Raw genomic sequence first — 13,972 nt, forward strand, 5'->3', positions numbered from 1 at the left:
TGGAGTGTTTTGTTATTTCGTAAAGGGAGAGGTAATTGAAAATTCTGGAACTCAAAATACCGCCGGTATTCACCTTTATTGTCTGGGTGGCGGCGATGTACTGGCTGCACAGTATTCAGAGCATGTTCGTTGTGTCACTTCCTTTTGTCTGGCTGGTATCCGGAGGCTGTTTTGTCGCCTCCGGAATATTCGGCCTGGTGGGTTTATACGAATTTAAAAAGTTCGAAACCACAGTCCACCCAATGCACGTCCACAAAACCAAAAGAATAGTAAACACCGGAATTTACCGCTTTTCCCGCAACCCTATGTACTTCGGCCTTCTTCTTTTACTTATCGCTTACGGCTACTGGCAGCAGGATTTACTTTCTCTGTTTGTATCCGCGCTGTTTGTTCCCTTTATGAATAAATTTCAGATTATGCCTGAGGAAAAGCATTTAGAAGGAAGGTTTGGGGATGAGTATGTGCGGTATATGGGGGAGGTTAGAAGGTGGATTTAAAATTATTGGGATTGAGGGCTTAGGGCTATAGGCTATGGGGAAGAGCGTCTTGGCTCCTTAAACCCTCAAGGGCAAAGCCCGTCCCATAGCCCATAGCCTTTTTTAAATTATGCCGCTATCATCGCATCAGCCAAAAAACTACCCTTCCGCTCGTTAAACCGATAAACAAGATCATCAATCGATTCCTGGCTATAAGGTCTAAGGCCGCTGGCGATCATTCGTTTACTGCCTTTGCCTACAATTTCACCGTCTTCTTTAAAGTCAAAGTTAAGTGTCACTACGCCACGTTTACCTTCAACATCGAAGGTTGCACCAGCGAAAGTCACTTCAGGGTGAGTCAGGTCCAGGCGGTCAAATTCCACTTCCATGCTTTCGTACATTACCAACGGGCGCTGACAGTTAATCATCATCTGCTTCTCTTCCATCAGAGGAACCATGATGTGCGGGAAGTTCATACCTGAGAACTGAACATAGTTTTTAACAACGTGCTCGATAAATTCAGGGTTACGGCTGGTCTCGCCTTCATGTGTCATGTGCAGGTACTCTTTACCTTTCTCATCCACAAGTGCGCTGTCGCCTTCTCCTTTCTTTTCTACCTGCAGGCCAATGCCTTCACCTACCATGCCTGAGAAGTTAAAACGCATCTTCTGGCTGATGCCTTCTTTTTTAAGAAGCACAGCAAAAAGAAGATCGCCCGGAACGCAGAAGCGCTTGTTATCTTCATCGTGGATAGGGTTGAAGTCACCAGCTACCTTTTTTGCAAAGTGGCTAGCCTGTTGACGGGTGAACTGAAATTGCTCACGAATAGTAGAAAAATAAGGTTTTAAAAACATAACTCTTAGCTGATTACCAAAAACGGGCGAAGTATACCTAAGTTTTTGGGAATAATTGGTATAACCAGTGGGGAAGTGACGAAATACTGGGGGAATTCTTAAACTTGGGATGGGGGGAAGGGGCCTGGGAACGGACTTCGTCCTATGGGTTCTGGGCCCTGGGAAAACGTATGATTTTATAAAGAAAGCTAATAATAGCGCCTTCCCAGGGCCTAGGGCCCGGAACCCCAGGGCCCTTTGTCTTTGCATTCATAAACATACACAGGTACAATCCCTCTTCCTTGGAGATCGTCTGGTATACGTATTACTGAATGTCGGTCAAAAAGAACTAGAATTCATTTATTTATTTGAACATGTGTTGCTTCGTGTGATTCACATCTAGCTAAATTCCAAATTCACAACCATTCTTATTAATTCCATTTTCTCTGGTATTTTACCGTTAATCATATAGTTACGTTTAATTTTTCTTTTTGGAACGTTGTTAGAGATTCGTGAAAATTCCCTTGCATTCGCCAGAGTCTTGTACCAAATTTGTACCAAAAGTTATTTGGACAAAGAATTATGGCAATCACAGATACCTGGCTTCGGTCAGTCTATGGCAAACCGTATAGCGGGAAATCAGAGATAACATATCGAGATGGCGTAGGCGTTCGTATTAGTCCAAAAGGTAAGGTTACCTGGATCTACCGAGTTAACTTTTATGGTAAACCCATCAAAATGAAGTTGGGCGAGTATCCAGCAATGAAGATCAGAGACGCACTTCGTGAACGGGATGGTAAAGCAGAACTGGTTGCTCAGGGAATCGATCCAAGAAAGGCTACTTCATCAACGCTAGGGAGTAAGCCGGTTACTTTAGATGATGTCATTGAATACTGGGTTAACCACCACGCCAAAGATAATGTAAAGCAGTGGCGAGCATTGGAGAAAATGTTCCAGACGGATATTAGCCCTTATATTGGGGTTTACCCGATAAAACAGCTGGAGCTCGCAGATTTCATATCGGTTTTCCAAAAAGCCAAAAATAGAGTAGGGCCTAAACACTCAGCTAACTTAATGTCCCGCTTAAAACAGGTTATCTCATATGCCGTTCGTCATGGCCTGATACAGCACAATGTAATATCAGAGCTGAAAAAGCGGGATGTTGGATTGCCTACAGACGTTAAACGCAGCCGCCAATCTGTTGATGCAGTACCAGTTCTCTGGAAGGCGATAGATGACGTTGATATCCATGAGAGCAACCGTAACTTTCTTAGGTTAACGGTAATATTTGCAAACCGCTCCAATGAGCTCCGGCTTTCAAAGAAAAGTGATTTTGACCTGGACGCTATGATCTGGACGGTACCCAAAGATAACAATAAAACCCGAAAAAAAGATGGCAGGGCGATACGCAGAGCCATACCAGAGCTAGCTGTAGAAACAATCACAAACCAATTTGCGCTTTGGCCTGATTTTGAAATTATGTTCCCACCAGTAAACCGGAAGGAAGATCGGCCAATGTCGCCTAACACTCCTGTGAATTTTGGTGATAAATTGGGTAAAGAGATGGAGCAACTAGGCTATCCAAGAACTACCAATCACGATATAAGACGAACAGCGCGGAATATATGGGAGTCCCACGGCGTACCATATCATGTTGGTGAAACAATGCTTGGGCATAAAGTTCATACTGGGGTGCAAAGTCACTACTTAGACTATGACTACATTGAAGAGCAGCGGCTCGCCTATAAACGGTGGTGTGCTGTTTTACAGGGACCAAAAAAGGAGGAATAAATCCTCCTGGCTATTTAGTTGGCTATCATATTTTCTGGCAACATCCCGCGCTCTACCGCCCAGGCAATTACTGCGTGGTAAGGGCGCATACCTCGCTTTTCTTTAACTGCTTTGGGAAAGCCTTGCCTATCAGTCCAACGCCAAAGTGTTGGTTGGCTAATTTCAAACTTCTCTTTGATCTCTTTATCAGAGATAAGAACTCTTGGTAAAACTGTTTCTGTTTGGCTATTCGTACTCATTGCATTAATTCCTAAAATTGAGTTGATAATCAACCGCTGGTCAGGCGGCTGTTGTTTCTTTCGGTAACCAGCTAGACAGCCGCTTAAACGCAGCCATTTCAGCTTGAATGAAACGGATATTGATATATCGGTTGGGCTCTTCTGCGCTGAAGATAGACCAGAAGAACTGCTGGATATTGAAGTTAATTGCAGGATTGGTAATATCCATTTTCAGCTTATCTGCAGCTGCAATCACCTTGTCAACCAACTCTTCCTGCATCTCTTTGCTAAAAAACACCTCTTTATACTCAGGATGCATTTCAAACTGCTTATGCAGGATGTACTGCAGACGGTCATAGTTATTATCAAACCCAAGAACAGACTCTTCATCACCAAAGAACTGCTTTTCCAGAGCCTTTAGTTCTGGCGTGATGGTACAACCAACAGCCTGTAATAGTTTAATAGCGGTAAGCTTGATTGCTGTTGCATCTGCTATCATCCGGCCTGTTTCTTTCTGAATGCAGCGGCCAATAAAATCAGAGGATGATTTTGAATAATCCAGAGCTTGCAGGCCTGAGAAATCAATATTGCTAACATCGAACTTTTCAGCCAGCAGGTGCTTGCCTGCCAGCCCCATAGCCTTAACCATAACGCTATGAGTGATGATAGTGCTCTCGCGGATTTCACCTGGTGTTTGGTCACCATAGTACAGACCACCCCAGTTCATAGCCTTGCTGATCTCTGTCCAGAACTCCTTCGCAAACTGAACTTGCCCGTCTTCAATGGCTGCAGGTTTTTTACCTAAGCTAAGTAGATCGGCGGTTGCGTCTTTAATGGTTTTCAGTGGGAACAGGTATTCACTCTTTGCCGTTATCGTGTTGCGCTCGAAATCAACCAGCCCCTTAAAGCATGACAGGCTGGTAGACAGTTCTATAGCTAACTGGGGCAGGGGATCGCGAGAGTTATAAGCATCACTCAGGCTCTGAGCAGGCTTGGATACATTTTGATTGATATCGGCAAACGCCATCTTACGTTCAGCCAAAGATAGTTTGGTGAACAGCATTACCGGCACAGTCTGACTAGCAAGATCCGGATTGGTTTCCAGAGCATAGGCAATACCTGTTGCCCGGTGCTGGCCGTCGAAGAGCCTGATATTACAGTCCATGGAGATTTTCAGAGAACCAACACCCGTTTCCTCAACCTCAATAAATTCTGGTAGTTCGATGCCATCAGGAGTTTCAACCACTCCGGTCAGGCATGGAATAATAAAGCTGTCCTGATTTTCATTGATGTACTGCGCGACTTTTTTCGCGCGTCCATCGTTAACCGTTCTCTGTGAACGCTCCAGAACGTTACCGCCATCGATGTGGAGCAGTTTTACTAACACCCGCATTGGGACAGAAATATTATAAAAACACCGTCCTGCCTGAAAGCCTTGAGCAGCAGGGAAGCGATAAAAATAACCGTCAGTACTCATTGCACAAGTTCCTCAATTGTTTGATATTACCAGCCGCTGTTTAGGCAGCTGGTAGTAATGCCTATTTAAACTCTGGTGCCAAGTATTCACCCCAACCAAGCAGCTCCCGTTCCTCATTGAACACAATCGGTTCGTAGTATCCATGGAAGTCAGCATGCTCTTTAAGGCTATGCCAGCCTAGTGCCTCTATTGGGCAACCATCGCAATCAACGAAATGTTCATCGTCAAGTGGGCACTCTTTATCAGAATCATCTTCAGCGTACTCAAGAGGTTTATTGACATACTGAGCATCAAATACAGCGGTGTGCCATTTGTCTTTACGCTTGTATCGGGTTGCTAACCAAAAGGTTTTTGTTTCGCCTTTGGGTATATCAGGCGTTGTTTCTGGAGATTGCCAATCGATCACCGGCTTATTACGTGCAGCAAGGTATTGCCATATCACACTCACATACCTGGCCTGAAACCTAGCATCATCCAGCGCAGAATGGTGGGTACCTTCTCTTTTAAGCGTGTACTTAGGATCAATACCAAGAATCTCACGTCCCAATTTCACCAGGGTTCGTACATCGGTGTCGTTCCAGTGAGTGAAGTTCGGGCGAATACAGACGGCTTTAAATGCATTGTTTAGAATTACATTGTCGAAACCGGAGCCATTGCCCCATAGGTAGATGTCTTTTGGTTCACCGAACTGGGCCAGCCAGTCGTTAAGCTCCTGAAGAGCGTTCCTAAGCGTTACACTTTTAGTCTCTTTACTGAAGATCGCTCGGGCTTCTTCTGATTGCTGCAGCCACCACTGAACGGTCGATGCATCCATTTTGCCGTAGTAGGCAGAGCTGTTTAGATTTACTACGGTTTCAAAGTCCGCACCTAACTCTCCGGTAGCCGGGTTAAATTCCACTGCGCCAATGCTAACAATAGGTGCATTGCTGCTTTTGCCCATTGTTTCGAGGTCGATCATAATTTCTGTTTTTTTACTCATTGCACAAATTTCCTTTGGTTGTTTTCAGATTTGCCGTTGGTCAAACGGCTATTAATTCAAGTGGGTTACGCCGCCATCCCCAACGCTAACCGCCACAGCGGATGTAACGAAGGCTTGCGGAGGCCAATTGTTTTCTTTTGGGCTTCAGTTTTGGGATTAGCCTTAGCCTTAGGTTTGGCAGAGGAGGCGACCACCTTTACCTCGGTGGATACCGCTTCTTCTAAACTCATTCCCTTTCTTAGCCTGGTATACAGCGTGTTTCTGTTCATGCCGTATGCAGCAGCTATTGCGGGAACACCTTCAATGCCGTTTAGCTCGTGGTTCATCACCTAACCTCCATATCCAAAATAGGATTCTCACTACACCGACGATTAAACAACCTTCTCAGCGCATAACTCCGAACAACCGAAACCACAGTAAAAAACGCACCAATCAGCATGTTGTCGCTCAGTGGCAGGTGGATACCAAAGAACGGGAAGATAAGCAGCTGGCTAATCAGCGCAACCAGATACCCGATAACCACATTCACCACACTCTCAAATAAACTCTGTTTTCTAGTTTGCATTGCGGTTACTCCATGAATAGATGCCGTAAAAAATCACGCAGACCACGGCATAAAGGCTAATACCTAAAGCGATCATTGGTTTCCTCCCGGAATAAAAATCCTTACCCGGTTCATGGTGTGCCAGCAGGTGGCATCACCGTTGAACAAGCCTCCTTCAGTCAGAGCGGCACAGCCTTTCGGAAGTGGTTCGCCACACTTTTTGCAGGTACCCAGTTCCTTCTTAATGCGCTCAATATCTTTAAATGCCCGGAGAATGCAGGCCTCAATCGCCTCATTAACTGAATAGGGCTCAGCAGGGTAGGCGTAGAACTCGCAAACCTGATCCAACTGCCTTTTCACCACCGGGTGAAGGTATAGGCCGCGAACCTCAAAGTTGTCGCTGGCTTTTTTCTTGTCCCGGTAACGTTGGGCGCGTTTACGGCCAAGTTCCTTTTGGTGATCATTGCTCATGCTGCTGCCTGCCCCTCTGGTCGCTTTACTCCCATCAGATAGCCATCACCGCCATCAAAAACGAACTTAGCCATATCCTTATTGCAAGTAGCAAACTTCACATTTGGAAGAGTGGCTATTTTGACTAACAACCAGTTAGCACCACGGAACTCACCAAAGTCCGTGCGGCTGTTACGCATATGCACTTTTCCCGTTGCGTTACAGTGTTTACAAGTATTGGCATCTTTACGGTTTGTTGGTGCCTGGCCTATGCCCAAACAGGTTTTACATGGAACGTAATATTCGTTGTGTTCTGTTTTGAACTCCAACTCTCCATTGCCATTGCACTCAGGGCATAAGCTGAGGTAACCATAACCGGCACACCAAATGCAGGTTATGGTTTCTGCGGTGATAATTGGAAGCGGTAACAACTCGCTAGTTGGTGAGTTCTGGTATATTTCGTAAATGCGTTCTTTATCGAGCAGCTTTGTATCTGTCTCTTTCGAAATATCATCAAGAGTTGGCGCATCCAAAAACTTATTAAGCCGAACAATTACCGCGCCGTTGGTTGCGTATGTGGAACCGTTTAGGGTAAATGGCTGCTGCTTGAAACCGGGTGCGGTTTGGTCGCAGAAGATCATCAATTCATCAATACCAATTGTCATTACAAGTACTCCTTTAAGGTGAGTGCCTGCAATCAGCTATAGACTTGTCAGGGAGGTCTGCCCTGTATATACTTGATTGCGAGGCGAAAGTCTCATTGCACAAAGATGCCCCTGCGGTTTGGTCACCGTGGGGGTTTTCTTTTTTTAGTTCCCCCCGCAGGTGCGGATCTCAATCTGCTCCCGCAGGTTATTCACCGAATTCAGTGCCAGCGCGGCGATATCTTCCTGAACCGGCTCGATGTAGAACTCGATACTTTTAATCAGCGAAACCATTTCCTCTTCCGCTTCTTCAAACTGGATGCGGATAGGGTCATTAATTTCCAGTCCGCGGACATACTCCATAAAGGCTTCACGGTTTTCGTAGTAGCCGTGGATGGCTCTTAGCAGGGATGTTAGGTCCCATAGGTTTAGTTTTTTCATTTTGATGTTTCCTGTTTAGCGGGTGGTTAGTCCGCGTGAAAGTCTCATTGCACTCTCTTGTGTAACTATCGGTTAGTGTAACCACTGGTTTTTATTTGTCAATAACCAATAGTTACATTTGAGATTGAATTTGAACCCTGCCATAACTTTATTTTTATAGCTTGCGCATACTATTAATTCCTATGTCATTGTTATTGCTAGGTTTGTTATGAAGATAAAAATAATTGAAAGAGCTATAGAGAATAAAGATAGAGTGTTTGCGAAGTACCATGGTGGGTCACACTGCGGTAAAGCAAGGGAGTTGGGGCCTATTAGCATCGATAACGATACTGGAAAAGTTCGTGCTCGGTGTTACAACACCAATATAGTGAAAACCTTTATGGTAGAGAAGATTGAGTTGATCGATCAGCAATGCTTTGAAGCAACAAAGTTGGTACCCAAACTAGATCCGCTTCCGGAACTAAACTCGCTTCAAGAAGTATTCGAATACTATAAAGATACACTGGAATCTATGGGGTGGGGAGTCAGTTGCAATAGCTCCCTGGGGGTTCATGGTTTTTTCAAAAACGGAAAAATGAAGCCAGGAAAAGCAGTATCTATAAGCTTCTTTCTCCAGTTAGATGGGAAGGTATATGAAGATCCTAATGATATTAATTTAGACCTTGTTCCTATTAACAAGCGTCCTTGGTCTGTTCGTGCTAAAGGCCTGAAACCAGCAAGTTTTCATCATATAAACGCAGCGGCTAAGAAGTTCATGGATTTTGTTTTCGAGATCGAGCCCACAGGTTCTGCTCCGAAAAAACAAATTGAAAGTGATCTGTCAAAGCTTAGTGAAGTAGGGCTAATCGAACATATTATCAAAACTCGGGTCTCAAAAAAGAAAGAAACCTTCGATCGGTTGAAAGAGCACTTGGTTGTTCCTGAAGTGTCGTATGATAGAAAAACAATGACAGGTGATCTAAACAACTCTCACTGGAAATTTAAAGTTGGCTATGCATTTCGAGATGCTTTGGACTTAATGTATCAACAGCGTGTGGAAAATAAAAAAAATGTTCAGGTATGGACTCAAGGGCCAATTATTGCCTTTAAAGAAGGCGATACATTTGAAAGTAGAACCGGTGTCTCTCTGCAAGTTAAGAACGCTGCACCTATGGGGTGGGATGAAGTAAAAAACGAGATGTACTACGGACTTGTAAGATATCAGGCATATGCCCCGCTATTGCGAAGTTACAGTGACACATACACCTGTAATCAATTGGAGTTTTTGGACATCTTGATTGGCAATCGAGAGTTTCACTCAGGCACATAACATCCAATCACCACACCACAAATCTCAATCCCATCATTAAAAATAGGCTGATGGTGTGGATTGAGAGACTTCAGATAATGCTCGCCAAGTTCATTAACAGCGAGTTCCTTAAACGCATGGCCTTGTCCGGTTCTGGCAACTACACGCTGACCAGCTGCCGCTTCTTTTTCCGGGTCTACAAAAATAACGGAACCTTCGCTATATGTTCGCCCGTATGGGTTAGTCATGGAATCGCCAACTACCCTCAGTGCAAAAGTGCGCTTTGATGCGGATTTGTTAGGGCAGAGTATGGTTTCACAATCATCAGAAATATCTGGCGAGTCAGAATTGCAGAACTCACTAACCTGGCTCCAAGAAAGGACTGGAACCTCGAAAGCTTTTAGAGCTGGCAGAACAACGCCTTTGGAGTGAGCTTCTTCTCTGATCTTCTTAGATGTGTTTACTTCACTACCAAGCAATTCTTCTACGGAAGAATGAACGATATCAGCGATTTCACCTAGCCGTTTGGTTTCCGGTATTGCATCACCAACTAACCACTTACGAACCGCAACACGAGAAATTTTTACACTTAACCGATCTTGAATGTACTGGGCTCGGCCGCGAACAGGTATACCCGCGTTAGTGCAGGCTTCATTCAGTCTATCAGCAAAAGTTTTCTTGTTATTCGTTTCGTAATTCATTCCGGACAGCTCCTAGAGTAACCAAAGGTTATTCTAAATTTCTTGCCATATACTTTCAGTTACTGTTTAATATAAAAACCCATAGTTACACTTTGAGGTGAAAAATGCCCAACATAGTAAAAATAGTTCTCACTAAATATTTTAGTGGAAACTACGCACACATGGCAGAAACTTTCGGCGTTTCGCCAATGGCTGTCCGTAAATGGGAGGCTTCAGAGGAGTTTCCTGCCAAGCTCGGACGCATGCAACAAGCTCATGAGTTAACTGGTTTAGATTACAAAATGCTCACTCCGTCAGCGTTTAAATCTCCAGAAGGATTTAACTCTAGGTTACAGAAGTTTCGTTCTGCTGCATGAAAAATAGCATTCTGTATAAACAACCAGTAAAGGACCCAAAATGATAATCAGCCTGAAAACCGTTATCCGTAACGCCATAGAAAGTTGGCGAACGGAGCTCAGCAAAGAGTGCATTGCCCACAAAGCGGCACTGTTCTATCACAAACTCGACATACCCAACGAGGTAGACGCCCAACGCAAGCTGCTGTTAAAAGTCCCTGGCGCGGACGACAAAAACAACGCGCAAAACTTTTTCCGTTATATCGATCGCAGTTCAGTGGAAGCCAAAGCCACCATCATGGATCTGCTTCCGGCCATCTTAAAAGCACTGCCGGCAGAACGGGCATGCACTGCGCTTAACCAGTTCTTAAATCCGCTCGGGTTCTCGGTTGCCAAAATTGGCAGCACCAATACCCATGCCGATCGTGATGCACTACTGGCCGACTTCAACAAAGAATCCAGCGAAGCATTCCGCGCTATTTTGCTGCTTCCTGAAACCGCGACGATTGACCAACTTCGCGCAGCCTACAAAGAAGTACAGGAGTCAGCCGGTTCCCACGAACCGCTGATGAACTACCTTGAAAAACTTATCACGCTTAAGAGCTGACCACTCAATGATTAGCGTGATGCGTAACGTCAAAAATGGAGAACTTTGTGCAATGAGTCTTTATATGATGATCAAACACGGCTTCCGCTTCTGGATAGCCGACAGCCCAAACGGCAAACGAGTTGTGTCCCGTGCTGAAGCAGAAAAACTGTTCCGGCAGATGAAAGCGGAGAGGGCAACACCATGAGCATGATCCTAATGGTACAAGCCATGCAGGTTAAGGTTGGCAATCCAACCCGTAAACTCGTGCTGCTTAAACTGGCAGACAACGCCAACGATCACGGGGCTTGCTGGCCTTCCTACGACAACATAGCCGAGCAGTGCGAGATAAGCCGCCGATCGGCTATCCGGCACATCAACGAACTGGAGAAAGCCGGGTTGGTAAAACGCTCCTGGCGAAAAGGGGAAAAGGGCAACAAAAGTAACATTTTTCAGCTCAATTTAGGGGGTGACATTTTGACACCCCCTAGTGACAAATTGTCACCAGGGGGGGTGACAGAGGATCACCACCCTGGTGACACAGTGTCACCCAGAACCAGTCATAGAACCAGTCATATAGATCTTAAAAAAAATAAAACAAAAAAAAGGGATCAGACTGAAGTTTTGTTTGAACAGTTCTGGAAGCTCTTTCCGACCAAGAAGGGCAAGAAACAGGCTCTGCAGAAATTCCAGTCCATCATCAAGGGGCGAACAGAGCCCATACAGGCGTTCACCGACATGCTGTGTCGTGACGTAAGCGAACGGGTACGCCGAAGGCAGTTTGGCTTTGACAAACTTCACCCAACCACATACCTGAACCAAGAGCGATGGACTGATGAGCATGAGACCAATAACACAAACAGCACTGGAGCAGGCGGTACAGCCAACCGCTACGACGAACACAACCGGCGATTACTCGAAGAGTACGGACACACTGCCACACCGGTTGGGGGAGCAGGTTATCCACCTCAGTCCCCAGGAGTGGATCAACACCAAGTTCGTGGAAGCTTACGGGGCGAAATGGCCGCACCGGGAACTACCATCAACCTGGGCTCAGGGGATTACCACCATGTCGACAGCGGAGATCCGCAAGGCGGTGAGCATGTGTCTGACTGAGGGCGGGGCATGGCCTCCGAGCCTGCCGGAATTTATCGCAAAGGGTGAGCTGATGGAAATCGATTTTGATGCAGCATTCAGCCGTATGATCCGCGGGAACCCGAAGGGCGATGTGGAATACTGGGCGAGTCAGGAAGTGGGCTACATGTGCCGGTGCTATCTGGCCGAACCGAAAGCCCGGGCAAAACACCGGGACACTCTCAAGAAATACATCGGCAAAGCCAAGGCCGGGACACTGCCGGTCAGAAATCTGATGCGGATTGAGGATAAATCCTACGAGGAAGAAATCGCCAAACGCGAAAGTCCGGATCCGTCCCGGTTTCCGTCAGGTTCGGTATTTGCCCGCATAGCCGAACTGGGGAGACGAACATGACAATCTTAGTCCAAAGCGCAACCCCGGCCAGCAATAAAAACCGCTGGGCCACAACCTGGGAATGTTTCGAAGACGGCAAAGCCCTCTATGGCCGCGAGTTCAAACTAGATGTGTGCGCAGAGCCGGAAACCACCAAAGTGAACCGGTTCTACACATCGCTGGAATGGCTGGAGCGTCATAACGGTAATCACTTTGCCCGTGGTGAAGGTTTCACTGCAGAAGATTTTAACCCGAACGCGCAGATCGTCGGTTTCGATGCTTTGCGCCTGCCATGGGAAAACGATTTTTGGTGTAACCCTCCGTTCGATGGTAAGCAGCTGTTTATCAAAAAAGCATTCCATGAGGCAAGGGCAGGGAACAGCGGTTTAATGCTACTGCCATACGAACCGGCAACCACCTGGTGGCGCGAACTGGTAGACGGAAAGGCAACCGCAGTTTACGAACCAGACGGGCGTTATAACTTTCTGGATATCGATGGCGTAACCAAAAAGCGCGGGGTTAACTTCCCTTCAGCCTTTGTTTTGTGGACCCCGCATTACACCCACTACACACCGAAGATCCCGTTTAAGCGGGGCGTATCTGATGAGCTATCCATAAACTTCCGCACCCGTCTACAGGAGGCAGCATGAGACCAGAAACGTTATTGGCTAAGTTTGATCTAAAAGGGCTTAACTATGAGCAGATGCATAACGGAGGTGGTAAAGGTCAGTTTAGTCTGGAGGACCAGCTGGCGATGGTTGGTATTACCTGGAAAGAGTCACCAATTGGGTTTCTGGTGCTGTTTGCAGAAACTCAGGGCAATGCACATTCCCGCAGAATGCTGGAAAAAGCCGTTATGCTGGAACTGATTGCTCAGACTGCAGACTGGCGCGGCCAGAAAAGTGAGCAGGCGTTTAATGCGGTGGTGAATGCAGCGATTGAAGAGGCGATTTCACCAATGGGGAAAATCTGTCCTACTTGTAGTGGTTCTGGGGTGTACAAGAACGCCAACTATACAAAGCGCAATTGTCAGCATTGCAAAGAGGGTCGTGTTAGTTGGGATTCTGAAATCCGTTTTGCTTCGGTGTGCTCTGGTGGCTTTGCTTGTACTTATTCTGTTTTTAAACGCTATTACCTTCCGGTTCTGGAGTCTTTGGCACGTTGGCTATCGGATAAACGTAATGCCGCTATGTTGGCTCTGATGAATAGGATTGAGCAGGAGGAGGCAGCATGACAGGGTTATACAAAATAGAAACGCCTTGTGAAATATCTGCTGAATCCGTGGCTAAGCATATTCGACAGTTTGGGGGAAAGGTTATTCGCAGAGGGTTTGCTTTGCTTACTGATCATCAGTTTACCGCCACGCAGGTAGCGATGGTTTGGCAGTTTATTAGCTATCCGACTAGTGATGTTAGTGAAGATGATATTTCGGCTTGGAATGGGGAGTTGGTATGTCAGAGCTAAGCAAAGAACACAAATCGAAAATCGCCATGGACCTCGCCAACTGGGTAGAGCGCGAAAAACCGAACCATGAAATGTTTATCTTCGTTAATGAGCTGGCCTTTGAAAATCACTTCATTAGACCAGTAACCCAAACATTAGGAGAGATGATAGAGGATGCTGTTATAAGCGGAAACCGTGAAAAAGCGATGGCGATAAATGACGTATTAAAACAGCTTCGAGAAAAAGGACTGGCAAATTGAACCAAGGGTGATTCTTGACATTCACCCTAACATGGGGG

At 45.9% G+C, this 13,972-nt stretch carries 21 protein-coding genes and 1 pseudogene; 12 read left to right on the top strand and 10 right to left on the bottom strand.

All coding sequences use genetic code 11. From position 1 onward, the window contains the following. Positions 1 to 35 precede the first annotated feature (35 nt). The gene (locus tag L3Q72_RS06525; RefSeq protein WP_275131844.1) at positions 36 to 497 is read left to right on the top strand and encodes an isoprenylcysteine carboxylmethyltransferase family protein; all 462 of its coding nucleotides are present in this window, start codon (positions 36 to 38) and stop codon (positions 495 to 497) included. Positions 498 to 604: 107 nt separating this feature from the next. Here L3Q72_RS06525 and L3Q72_RS06530 read toward each other — a convergent pair whose 3' ends face one another. Continuing rightward, positions 605 to 1,330, bottom strand: a complete 726-nt coding sequence (locus L3Q72_RS06530; RefSeq protein WP_275131845.1) for a DUF3581 domain-containing protein — start codon at positions 1,328 to 1,330, stop codon at positions 605 to 607. A 561-nt stretch (positions 1,331 to 1,891) separates the two neighbouring features. On the opposite strand from L3Q72_RS06530, the gene L3Q72_RS06535 reads away from it, so the two are divergent. Beyond that, the gene (locus L3Q72_RS06535) at positions 1,892 to 3,100 is read left to right on the top strand and encodes a site-specific integrase (protein WP_275131846.1); all 1,209 of its coding nucleotides are present in this window, start codon (positions 1,892 to 1,894) and stop codon (positions 3,098 to 3,100) included. A 14-nt stretch (positions 3,101 to 3,114) separates the two neighbouring features. Here L3Q72_RS06535 and L3Q72_RS06540 read toward each other — a convergent pair whose 3' ends face one another. From L3Q72_RS06540 to L3Q72_RS06575, 8 genes are all read right to left on the bottom strand, one after another. Beyond that, positions 3,115 to 3,339 carry a hypothetical protein gene (locus tag L3Q72_RS06540; RefSeq protein WP_275131847.1) on the bottom strand — a complete coding sequence of 75 codons (225 nt, stop codon included), beginning with the start codon at positions 3,337 to 3,339 and terminating at the stop codon, positions 3,115 to 3,117. A 40-nt stretch (positions 3,340 to 3,379) separates the two neighbouring features. Then, positions 3,380 to 4,795 carry a DNA sulfur modification protein DndB gene (locus L3Q72_RS06545; protein ID WP_275131848.1) on the bottom strand — a complete coding sequence of 472 codons (1,416 nt, stop codon included), beginning with the start codon at positions 4,793 to 4,795 and terminating at the stop codon, positions 3,380 to 3,382. Positions 4,796 to 4,856: 61 nt separating this feature from the next. Beyond that, the gene (locus tag L3Q72_RS06550; protein ID WP_275131849.1) at positions 4,857 to 5,774 is read right to left on the bottom strand and encodes a 3'-5' exonuclease; all 918 of its coding nucleotides are present in this window, start codon (positions 5,772 to 5,774) and stop codon (positions 4,857 to 4,859) included. Positions 5,775 to 5,839: 65 nt separating this feature from the next. Further along, the gene (locus tag L3Q72_RS06555) at positions 5,840 to 6,100 is read right to left on the bottom strand and encodes a hypothetical protein (protein WP_275131850.1); all 261 of its coding nucleotides are present in this window, start codon (positions 6,098 to 6,100) and stop codon (positions 5,840 to 5,842) included. After that, on the bottom strand, positions 6,100 to 6,339 hold the full coding sequence (locus L3Q72_RS06560; RefSeq protein WP_275131851.1) for a hypothetical protein: 240 nt from the start codon (positions 6,337 to 6,339) through the stop codon (positions 6,100 to 6,102). The genes L3Q72_RS06555 and L3Q72_RS06560 overlap by 1 nt, the downstream gene beginning before the upstream one ends. A 72-nt stretch (positions 6,340 to 6,411) precedes the next feature. Further along, positions 6,412 to 6,789: a hypothetical protein gene (locus tag L3Q72_RS06565; RefSeq protein ID WP_275131852.1), complete on the bottom strand. Its 378-nt coding sequence runs from the start codon at positions 6,787 to 6,789 to the stop codon at positions 6,412 to 6,414. Then, complete coding sequence (locus L3Q72_RS06570; protein ID WP_275131853.1) at positions 6,786 to 7,433, bottom strand: hypothetical protein; 648 nt, start codon at positions 7,431 to 7,433, stop codon at positions 6,786 to 6,788. Before L3Q72_RS06570 ends, L3Q72_RS06565 begins: the two co-directional genes overlap by 4 nt. Positions 7,434 to 7,577: 144 nt before the next feature. After that, entirely contained in the window at positions 7,578 to 7,853 is a 276-nt protein-coding gene (locus tag L3Q72_RS06575) for a hypothetical protein (RefSeq protein WP_275131854.1), read from the bottom strand. Positions 7,854 to 8,061: 208 nt separating this feature from the next. Here L3Q72_RS06575 and L3Q72_RS06580 point away from each other — a divergent pair, with 208 nt between their 5' ends. Further along, positions 8,062 to 9,162 (top strand): hypothetical protein, encoded by a 1,101-nt coding sequence (locus L3Q72_RS06580; protein WP_275131855.1) that lies wholly within the window; start codon positions 8,062 to 8,064, stop codon positions 9,160 to 9,162. On the opposite strand, the gene L3Q72_RS06585 is transcribed toward L3Q72_RS06580, so the two are convergent. Next, positions 9,147 to 9,842, bottom strand: coding sequence for a S24 family peptidase (locus L3Q72_RS06585; protein WP_275131856.1), 696 nt, complete (start codon positions 9,840 to 9,842; stop codon positions 9,147 to 9,149). The two genes, L3Q72_RS06580 and L3Q72_RS06585, sit on opposite strands and share 16 nt — an antisense overlap. A 104-nt stretch (positions 9,843 to 9,946) precedes the next feature. Here L3Q72_RS06585 and L3Q72_RS06590 point away from each other — a divergent pair, with 104 nt between their 5' ends. The 9 genes and pseudogenes from L3Q72_RS06590 (at position 9,947) to L3Q72_RS06630 (ending at position 13,934) form a co-directional block, all read left to right on the top strand. Next, entirely contained in the window at positions 9,947 to 10,198 is a 252-nt protein-coding gene (locus tag L3Q72_RS06590; protein WP_275131857.1) for a hypothetical protein, read from the top strand. Between the two features lie 40 nt (positions 10,199 to 10,238). Next, positions 10,239 to 10,784, top strand: a complete 546-nt coding sequence (locus L3Q72_RS06595) for a toxin YdaT family protein (protein ID WP_275131858.1) — start codon at positions 10,239 to 10,241, stop codon at positions 10,782 to 10,784. A gap of 52 nt (positions 10,785 to 10,836) precedes the next feature. After that, entirely contained in the window at positions 10,837 to 10,971 is a 135-nt protein-coding gene (locus L3Q72_RS06600) for a hypothetical protein (protein WP_275131859.1), read from the top strand. Positions 10,972 to 10,994: 23 nt separating this feature from the next. Beyond that, positions 10,995 to 11,156 (top strand): annotated as a pseudogene (locus L3Q72_RS06605) (helix-turn-helix domain-containing protein); the annotation flags it as partial. A 448-nt stretch (positions 11,157 to 11,604) separates the two neighbouring features. Continuing rightward, the gene (locus tag L3Q72_RS06610; RefSeq protein WP_275132129.1) at positions 11,605 to 12,252 is read left to right on the top strand and encodes a hypothetical protein; all 648 of its coding nucleotides are present in this window, start codon (positions 11,605 to 11,607) and stop codon (positions 12,250 to 12,252) included. Continuing rightward, a complete protein-coding gene (locus tag L3Q72_RS06615) occupies positions 12,249 to 12,881 on the top strand; it encodes a DNA N-6-adenine-methyltransferase (RefSeq protein ID WP_275131860.1) in 633 nt (210 codons plus the stop codon). The genes L3Q72_RS06610 and L3Q72_RS06615 overlap by 4 nt, the downstream gene beginning before the upstream one ends. Further along, complete coding sequence (locus L3Q72_RS06620) at positions 12,878 to 13,465, top strand: hypothetical protein (RefSeq protein WP_275131861.1); 588 nt, start codon at positions 12,878 to 12,880, stop codon at positions 13,463 to 13,465. Before L3Q72_RS06615 ends, L3Q72_RS06620 begins: the two co-directional genes overlap by 4 nt. Further along, complete coding sequence (locus tag L3Q72_RS06625; protein ID WP_275131862.1) at positions 13,462 to 13,695, top strand: hypothetical protein; 234 nt, start codon at positions 13,462 to 13,464, stop codon at positions 13,693 to 13,695. The genes L3Q72_RS06620 and L3Q72_RS06625 overlap by 4 nt, the downstream gene beginning before the upstream one ends. Continuing rightward, positions 13,683 to 13,934, top strand: coding sequence for a hypothetical protein (locus L3Q72_RS06630; protein ID WP_275131863.1), 252 nt, complete (start codon positions 13,683 to 13,685; stop codon positions 13,932 to 13,934). The genes L3Q72_RS06625 and L3Q72_RS06630 overlap by 13 nt, the downstream gene beginning before the upstream one ends. The last annotated feature ends 38 nt before the right edge of the window (positions 13,935 to 13,972 follow it).

This window comes from Vibrio sp. JC009, assembly GCF_029016485.1.
Taxonomy (GTDB): Bacteria; Pseudomonadota; Gammaproteobacteria; order Enterobacterales; family Vibrionaceae; genus Vibrio.

Excerpts from the sequence above, each read along its gene's own strand:
- L3Q72_RS06590 (WP_275131857.1), top strand. The coding sequence starts at position 9,947 with ATGCCCAACATAGTAAAAATAGTTCTCACTAAATATTTTAGTGGAAAC.
- L3Q72_RS06550 (WP_275131849.1), bottom strand. The coding sequence starts at position 5,774 with ATGAGTAAAAAAACAGAAATTATGATCGACCTCGAAACAATGGGCAAA.
- L3Q72_RS06615 (WP_275131860.1), top strand. The coding sequence starts at position 12,249 with ATGACAATCTTAGTCCAAAGCGCAACCCCGGCCAGCAATAAAAACCGC.
- L3Q72_RS06545 (WP_275131848.1), bottom strand. The coding sequence starts at position 4,795 with ATGAGTACTGACGGTTATTTTTATCGCTTCCCTGCTGCTCAAGGCTTT.
- L3Q72_RS06595 (WP_275131858.1), top strand. The coding sequence starts at position 10,239 with ATGATAATCAGCCTGAAAACCGTTATCCGTAACGCCATAGAAAGTTGG.
- L3Q72_RS06535 (WP_275131846.1), top strand. The coding sequence starts at position 1,892 with ATGGCAATCACAGATACCTGGCTTCGGTCAGTCTATGGCAAACCGTAT.
- L3Q72_RS06630 (WP_275131863.1), top strand. The coding sequence starts at position 13,683 with ATGTCAGAGCTAAGCAAAGAACACAAATCGAAAATCGCCATGGACCTC.
- L3Q72_RS06585 (WP_275131856.1), bottom strand. The coding sequence starts at position 9,842 with ATGAATTACGAAACGAATAACAAGAAAACTTTTGCTGATAGACTGAAT.
- L3Q72_RS06555 (WP_275131850.1), bottom strand. The coding sequence starts at position 6,100 with ATGAACCACGAGCTAAACGGCATTGAAGGTGTTCCCGCAATAGCTGCT.
- L3Q72_RS06530 (WP_275131845.1), bottom strand. The coding sequence starts at position 1,330 with ATGTTTTTAAAACCTTATTTTTCTACTATTCGTGAGCAATTTCAGTTC.
- L3Q72_RS06540 (WP_275131847.1), bottom strand. The coding sequence starts at position 3,339 with ATGAGTACGAATAGCCAAACAGAAACAGTTTTACCAAGAGTTCTTATC.
- L3Q72_RS06560 (WP_275131851.1), bottom strand. The coding sequence starts at position 6,339 with ATGCAAACTAGAAAACAGAGTTTATTTGAGAGTGTGGTGAATGTGGTT.
- L3Q72_RS06625 (WP_275131862.1), top strand. The coding sequence starts at position 13,462 with ATGACAGGGTTATACAAAATAGAAACGCCTTGTGAAATATCTGCTGAA.
- L3Q72_RS06620 (WP_275131861.1), top strand. The coding sequence starts at position 12,878 with ATGAGACCAGAAACGTTATTGGCTAAGTTTGATCTAAAAGGGCTTAAC.
- L3Q72_RS06575 (WP_275131854.1), bottom strand. The coding sequence starts at position 7,853 with ATGAAAAAACTAAACCTATGGGACCTAACATCCCTGCTAAGAGCCATC.
- L3Q72_RS06610 (WP_275132129.1), top strand. The coding sequence starts at position 11,605 with ATGAGACCAATAACACAAACAGCACTGGAGCAGGCGGTACAGCCAACC.
- L3Q72_RS06580 (WP_275131855.1), top strand. The coding sequence starts at position 8,062 with ATGAAGATAAAAATAATTGAAAGAGCTATAGAGAATAAAGATAGAGTG.
- L3Q72_RS06600 (WP_275131859.1), top strand. The coding sequence starts at position 10,837 with ATGAGTCTTTATATGATGATCAAACACGGCTTCCGCTTCTGGATAGCC.
- L3Q72_RS06570 (WP_275131853.1), bottom strand. The coding sequence starts at position 7,433 with ATGACAATTGGTATTGATGAATTGATGATCTTCTGCGACCAAACCGCA.
- L3Q72_RS06565 (WP_275131852.1), bottom strand. The coding sequence starts at position 6,789 with ATGAGCAATGATCACCAAAAGGAACTTGGCCGTAAACGCGCCCAACGT.